Here is a 6,776-nt window from a genome sequence, read left to right on the forward strand (position 1 = left end):
TGGGAACAACTAGTAAACGAGACGTGAAAAATATTGAATATATAACGTATAAGGAGGTTCTCATGAAGGGAATTATTTTAGCAGGAGGTTCAGGCACTCGTCTGTATCCTTTGACAATGGTAACATCAAAACAGTTATTGCCAATTTATGACAAACCGATGATTTATTATCCGATGTCTGTATTAATGAATGCAGGTATCCGCGATATTCTGATCATTTCTACACCACAGGACACACCAAGATTTAAAGAGCTGCTTGGTGACGGACATCAGTTTGGAGTACATTTGTCATATGCAGTGCAGCCAAGCCCGGACGGACTGGCTCAGGCGTTCATCATCGGTGAAGAATTTATCGGTGATGATACAGTGGCAATGGTTCTTGGCGATAACATTTTCGCAGGACATGGTCTGAATAAGCGTCTGAAAGCTGCTGTGGAAAATGCAGAGACAGGTAAGGGTGCTACTGTATTTGGATATTATGTAGATGATCCGGAGCGTTTTGGTATCGTCGAATTTGACAAGACAGGAAAAGCAATTTCTATCGAAGAAAAACCGGAGAAACCAAAGAGCAATTACTGTGTAACAGGTTTGTATTTCTATGACAACAAGGTTGTAGAGTATGCGAAGAATCTGAAACCAAGTGCCCGTGGAGAGTTGGAGATCACAGATTTGAATAGAGTATATCTTGAGAAAGGTAACTTGAATGTGGAGCTTCTCGGACAGGGATTTACATGGCTTGATACAGGTACTCATGAGAGTCTTGTTGATGCGACAAACTTTGTGAAAACAGTTGAGACACATCAGCATCGTAAGATTGCTTGCCTGGAAGAGATTGCATATCTTAATGGCTGGATCAGCAAAGAGGATATTCTGGAAGTTTATGAAGTATTGAAGAAGAATCAGTACGGACAGTATCTCAAAGATGTATTAGATGGAAAATATCAGGAAAATTTATACTAAAAGGAGTTTTTAATTATGAATATTATCGTAACAGGTGGAGCAGGATTTATTGGAAGTAACTTTGTATTTCATATGTTAAATAAATACCCGGATTATCGTATCGTATGTCTGGATTGTCTGACATATGCAGGAAATTTATCTACATTGGAGCCAGTAATGGACAACCCGAATTTCCGTTTTGTAAAAGAAAGCATCACAGACCGTGAAGCTGTTTATAAATTGTTTGAAGAAGAGCACCCGGATATGGTTGTAAACTTCGCAGCAGAAAGTCATGTTGACCGTTCTATCGAGAATCCGGAAGTATTTTTGGATACAAATATCAAAGGAACAGCAGTTTTGATGGACGCATGCCGTAAATATGGTATTAAGAGATATCACCAGGTATCTACAGATGAGGTTTATGGAGATCTTCCTCTTGACAGACCTGACTTATTCTTTACAGAGGAAACACCGATCCACACAAGCAGCCCATACAGCTCATCAAAGGCCGGTGCAGACTTGTTAGTTCTTGCATACCACAGAACTTACGGACTCCCTGTAACAATCAGCAGATGCTCTAACAACTATGGACCATATCATTTCCCAGAGAAATTGATTCCACTTATGATTGCAAATGCTTTGAATGATAAGCCACTTCCGGTATATGGCGAGGGATTGAATGTCCGTGACTGGCTGTATGTTGAGGACCACTGTAAAGCAATCGACCTCATTATCCACAATGGAAGAGTTGGAGAGGTTTACAATGTTGGTGGACACAATGAAAAAACAAATATTGAAATCGTTAAGATTATTTGTAAAGAATTAGGAAAACCAGAAAGCCTGATTACACATGTTGAGGATAGAAAAGGTCATGATATGCGTTATGCAATCGACCCAACTAAGATCCACAATGAACTTGGATGGCTTCCGGAGACAAAATTTGAAGACGGAATCAAGAAGACAATTCAGTGGTATCTGGACAACAAAGAATGGTGGGAGACAATCATTTCAGGTGAGTACCAGAACTACTATGAGAAAATGTATGCAAACCGAGAGGAAATTTAATCTATGAAAGTATTAGTAACAGGTGTAGGCGGACAGCTTGGACATGATGTGATGAATGAGCTTGCAAAACGCGGTTATGAAGGCGTTGGTTCTGATATTAAGGAAACTTACAGCGGTGTTTTGGATGGAACACCGGTTGTAAGTATGCCATATGTTCCGATGGATATTACGGATGCGGCTTCTGTAGAGAAGGTTTTGACAGAGGTTGCGCCGGATGCAGTTGTACACTGTGCAGCATGGACAGCTGTAGATGCTGCTGAGGATGAGGATAAAAAAGATATTGTCTATGCGGTAAATGTAAAAGGAACACAGAATATCGCGGATATGTGCAAGAAGCTTGACTGCAAGATGGTGTATACAAGTACAGATTATGTGTTTGACGGACAGGGTACTAAGCCTTGGCAGCCGGATTGTAAAGACTACAAACCGCTCAGCGTATACGGTGAGACAAAATTAGGCGGAGAGCTGGCAGTTGCCAATACATTGTCTAAATATTTTATCGTCCGTATTGCATGGGTATTTGGAAAAAATGGGAATAACTTTATAAAAACAATGCTTAAGGTGGGAAAAACTCACGATAAGTTGACTGTGGTCAGCGACCAGATCGGAACTCCGACATACACATATGATCTTGCAAGATTGCTGGTTGATATGATAGAGACAGAGAAATATGGTTATTATCATGCAACAAATGAGGGCGGCTTCATCAGCTGGTATGATTTTACAAAAGAGATTTTCCGTCAGGCTGTAGAGTTGGGACATACAGAATACAGTGAAGATAAAGTGGAAGTAAAACCGGTTACAACTGCAGAGTATGGTGTGTCTAAAGCAGCAAGACCATTTAATAGCAGACTGGATAAGAGCAAGCTTGTGGAAAATGGATTCGCGCCATTACCGACATGGCAGGATGCTCTTGGCAGATATTTGAAAGAGATTGAAATATAAGAGGTGTGAAGTAAAATGGGACAGATTAAAGTTGAAAAAAATGCAGGTGGAATTGAAGGTCTTTGCGTAATTGAACCTACTGTTCATGGTGATGCAAGAGGATATTTCATGGAGACTTATAATCAGAAAGATATGGAAGCAGAAGGGCTTACAATGAACTTTGTACAGGATAATCAGTCTAGCTCTACAAAGGGAGTTTTAAGAGGACTTCATTTCCAGAAAGAATTTCCACAGGGTAAACTTGTCCGTGTAGTGAAAGGTTCTGTATTTGATGTAGCTGTAGACTTGAGAAGTGACAGTGAGACTTATGGAAAATGGTTTGGTGTTGAACTGACAGAAGAGAACAAAAAACAGTTCTATATTCCGGAAGGATTTGCGCATGGATTCCTGGTACTTAGTGATCTTGCAGAGTTCTGCTACAAATGTACAGACTTTTATCATCCGGGAGATGAGGGCGGTCTTGCATGGAATGATCCTGAGATTGGAATTGAGTGGCCACAGTTGGTTGGAGAGTATCAGGGAAATGCTTCTGCTGAAGGATATCAGCTGGAGGATGGAACAGCTTTGAATTTGAGCGATAAGGACCAGAAGTGGGTTGGACTGAAAGATACATTCCATTTTTAAGGTGAATTTTGCGAGGGTGCTCCCTCGCAAAATTTATATTGACGTAGTGCATTTATCGTGATAGTATACTTGTACAGAAAATGGTCTATCAGAGAGACTATTCATATACTTCAATCAAATTATTCATATTTAAAAATCTAAATTTCATGATAAATCTACCCTGAATCAGGGGAAATTCTCATAACTATTATAATTACAAAAACGGAAACCATTGTCTGTTATAAAACTATTTGTTATTATGAAGTAAAAGAGTATTGTTTTTTACAGTACTTAGCGAGTTTCTCTGTATAGTATTTTCCGAGAAAGGATACTATATGGTGGATAAAAAAGAAAAACAAGAGATTACAGATGTTGAGATTCGAAATTCACAACATGAAGACGCAGCAATGAAAACATTGGCATTATTTTTTGCGGAAGAACTTTTCCCACTATTTCATATTCCGGGAAAGGTGAAGCGGATTGCTCCAACGGAAATTATTCATTTGGAATTGAAAAAATTGTATCAGGATTTTAATTTCGAAATGGAAGATGATTCTTGGATACACTTTGAATTTCAGAGTACTAATGAAGGGGTTAAAGGATTAAAAAGATTTCGTACTTATGAAGCGTTTGCAAGTTATCAACATGGAGTAGCTGTTACAACGTATGTGTTATTTTCAGGAAAAATTAAAAATCCGATTACAGAATATACAGAGGGAATTAACACTTATCGTATATGTCCAATAATTTTACAGAATACAAATGCAGACGAATTATTAAATAATCTGGAATCAAAAATGAAAAATAATGTTGTATTATCGAAAGATGAGATGGTGTCTCTTGCAATGTGTTCTCTGATGAATGGAGAATGTTCACAAAAAGAGCGATTTCACAGAAGTTTTGCTATTTTACAAACTATTCAAGAATCTTCAACATTTGATAAATCCAAGATTGAGGCGGTGATTTATGCAATGGCAGAAAAGTTTTTAAGTGAGATAGATTTGGAAGAGATAAAGGAGGATTTGAAAATGTGGAAAATCGGAAAAATATTAATGAATGAAGGAAAAGAAGAAGGAGAACGACAGACAACACAAAAAATTGTCTGGAATATGAAGGATGATTTTTCAGTTGAACAGATTGCAATGGCTACAAATTTGACTATGAGTGAAGTATCAGAAATACTTAACGATACTAGTAAAAATGTTCAATAGATTTTTTGACTTAGTATAACCGAAGATTCTTTTTTATTGCAAGATTCTTCGGTTATATCAATTGCTATATGGTTCGCAGCAACAATATTTTCGGATCATTTCTGGCAGATAAATATTCCGGCATCTTTAGTAATGTGAAATCCATCTGTCATATTTTTTTCAACAAATCCGCGGAATTCATTATAGTGATCGAGCAACATTTGATTTTGATTTCCGTGACAGGAAAGGATGTATTCAATTAGCGGTTCAGGTCGGTCTAATTCAATAGCATCGATATATCTTTTGCATTCAATCTTGTTGAAATAAGGTTTTAGTATTTCTTCACCATTTTCCAATCCGAATTGTTCGTATAATTTTTCGGCGGAAAGTACAATCCGATTGTCGAATTTTTGCACGAGGTCGCTGATTTCTTTCATGTGATTGATTCCGTATGTGCTGCAGATGAAGCGTCCGCCGGGAGTTAATACACGTACAATTTCTTTGCAGGCAGATGCAATGTCTTCACAATAAAAGAGGACATGGTTTGCAACTACTAGATCAAAGCTTTGATCCGGATATGGAATCTGTTGACAGTCAAATGCCTGAAATTGGAATCTATTGTCGGCAGCAGGCAGATTACGCTTGGCATCGCGAAGCATTCCTTCGGAAATGTCAGAAAGTGTGATTTGGATTTTTGTAGGAATTTTATCCATATTTTCCACCCAAAGAGCGCCATTTCCACATCCAATCTCAAGAACTTTTAAATTACAATTTGCAGTATTGTTTGTGCTATCAAGTTCATACTGTTCAAAAACCCATGGAAACCAGCCTTGTTTGTTGATTGAGTAATCACGATGGAGTCGGATTCTGGCGGAAATGTTGGTCGCATTTTGATATTGGGATTTAAAACTTTTTTCCATATTTGTAAGGTGGATAAGATCCAACATCTGGCTCCAGTCGATCTGATGCTCTTTTTGGATTGCATCCACGGTGTTATTTAAAGCGTTTTCTACTAACTGCATCTGTTCGATTTTATCCTGAATGAATCGTTTTTGCAGTTGGAGTGCATTCAGCATAAAATGATAGTCGCTGTCATTGATCGTCATTTCTCGTATGTCTTCCAGCGAAAATCCAAGGTATTTTAAAAGAAGGATTTGTTGGAGACGGGCAAAATCCTGGTCTGTATAAAACCTGGAGCCCGAGGGAGTGACATATGATGGATGAAGAATATTTTGTTTATCATAAAAGCGAATTGTTCGAACCGATACATTTGCCATGCGGGCGAATTGACCGGAAGAGTAATAGCCTGGTAAATTCATTAAAATATCTCCTTTTAACAAAAATGCTGCGTTTTCGCAATCTTGCTATCATTATATAGCAAAAGTCTGGCGATTGCATCTAAAAATTATTTTGATACACCTAAAAAATATTTTGAAAAATTCAAGAAATCGGTTGATTTTTTGCAGATATGTGAGATAATTAAGATATGCATAAGAACGTGTATTACAGTTTGCAATGGATTTGCAGGTTGTAATACATTAAGAAAAGTAAAGGAGAGATTAAAAATGAAAGAAATTTTCACAGACAAAGCACCAGCAGCAATCGGACCATATTCACAGGGATTTGAAGTGAATGGTATGGTTTATTTATCAGGACAGATTCCTGTAAATCCAGCAGACGGAAGTGTAGGAGAAGGAATCGAAGCTCAGGCAGAACAGAGCTGCAAGAACGTAGGAGCATTATTAGAAGCAGCAGGAACAGATTTTTCTCACGTTGTTAAAACAACATGTTTCTTAGCTGATATGGCTGATTTTGCTAAATTCAACGAAGTTTATGCAAAATATTTCGTATCTAAACCAGCTCGTAGCTGCGTTGCAGTAAAAGATCTTCCAAAGGGAGTTCTTTGCGAAATTGAGGCACTTGCTGAGAAATAAGATTTAACAACTAATATGAAATGAAAATTCCAGGAGGAGTGCCAGTTGGGGACGGAGTTTAGTGGCTTTTTTGCGAGCAAAAAAGCAGATCGGAAGAGCGT

7 protein-coding genes are annotated in these 6,776 nt (G+C 38.0%); 6 read left to right on the top strand and 1 reads right to left on the bottom strand.

The window, feature by feature from the left end; translation table 11 throughout:
* Positions 1–62 precede the first annotated feature (62 nt).
* From rfbA to LQE94_RS11570, 5 genes are all read left to right on the top strand, one after another.
* A complete protein-coding gene (rfbA, locus tag LQE94_RS11550) occupies positions 63–959 on the top strand; it encodes a glucose-1-phosphate thymidylyltransferase RfbA (protein ID WP_117991270.1) in 897 nt (298 codons plus the stop codon).
* A gap of 15 nt (positions 960–974) precedes the next feature.
* Positions 975–2,003: a dTDP-glucose 4,6-dehydratase gene (gene rfbB / locus LQE94_RS11555; RefSeq protein ID WP_022075682.1), complete on the top strand. Its 1,029-nt coding sequence runs from the start codon at positions 975–977 to the stop codon at positions 2,001–2,003.
* 3 nt (positions 2,004–2,006) lie between these two features.
* Positions 2,007–2,948, top strand: a complete 942-nt coding sequence (rfbD, locus tag LQE94_RS11560) for a dTDP-4-dehydrorhamnose reductase (protein ID WP_240577763.1) — start codon at positions 2,007–2,009, stop codon at positions 2,946–2,948.
* Positions 2,949–2,963: 15 nt separating this feature from the next.
* Complete coding sequence (gene rfbC, locus LQE94_RS11565) at positions 2,964–3,572, top strand: dTDP-4-dehydrorhamnose 3,5-epimerase (RefSeq protein WP_022075680.1); 609 nt, start codon at positions 2,964–2,966, stop codon at positions 3,570–3,572.
* A gap of 314 nt (positions 3,573–3,886) precedes the next feature.
* The gene (locus LQE94_RS11570; protein ID WP_186864687.1) at positions 3,887–4,762 is read left to right on the top strand and encodes a hypothetical protein; all 876 of its coding nucleotides are present in this window, start codon (positions 3,887–3,889) and stop codon (positions 4,760–4,762) included.
* Positions 4,763–4,857: 95 nt separating this feature from the next.
* Here LQE94_RS11570 and LQE94_RS11575 read toward each other — a convergent pair whose 3' ends face one another.
* Complete coding sequence (locus LQE94_RS11575; RefSeq protein WP_240577764.1) at positions 4,858–6,060, bottom strand: MerR family transcriptional regulator; 1,203 nt, start codon at positions 6,058–6,060, stop codon at positions 4,858–4,860.
* A gap of 246 nt (positions 6,061–6,306) precedes the next feature.
* On the opposite strand from LQE94_RS11575, the gene LQE94_RS11580 reads away from it, so the two are divergent.
* Positions 6,307–6,675, top strand: a complete 369-nt coding sequence (locus LQE94_RS11580; protein ID WP_022075676.1) for a RidA family protein — start codon at positions 6,307–6,309, stop codon at positions 6,673–6,675.
* Positions 6,676–6,776: the final 101 nt, after the last annotated feature.

It is taken from the genome of Mediterraneibacter sp. NSJ-151, assembly GCF_022487435.1.
Classification (GTDB): Bacteria; Bacillota; Clostridia; order Lachnospirales; family Lachnospiraceae; genus Schaedlerella; species Schaedlerella hominis.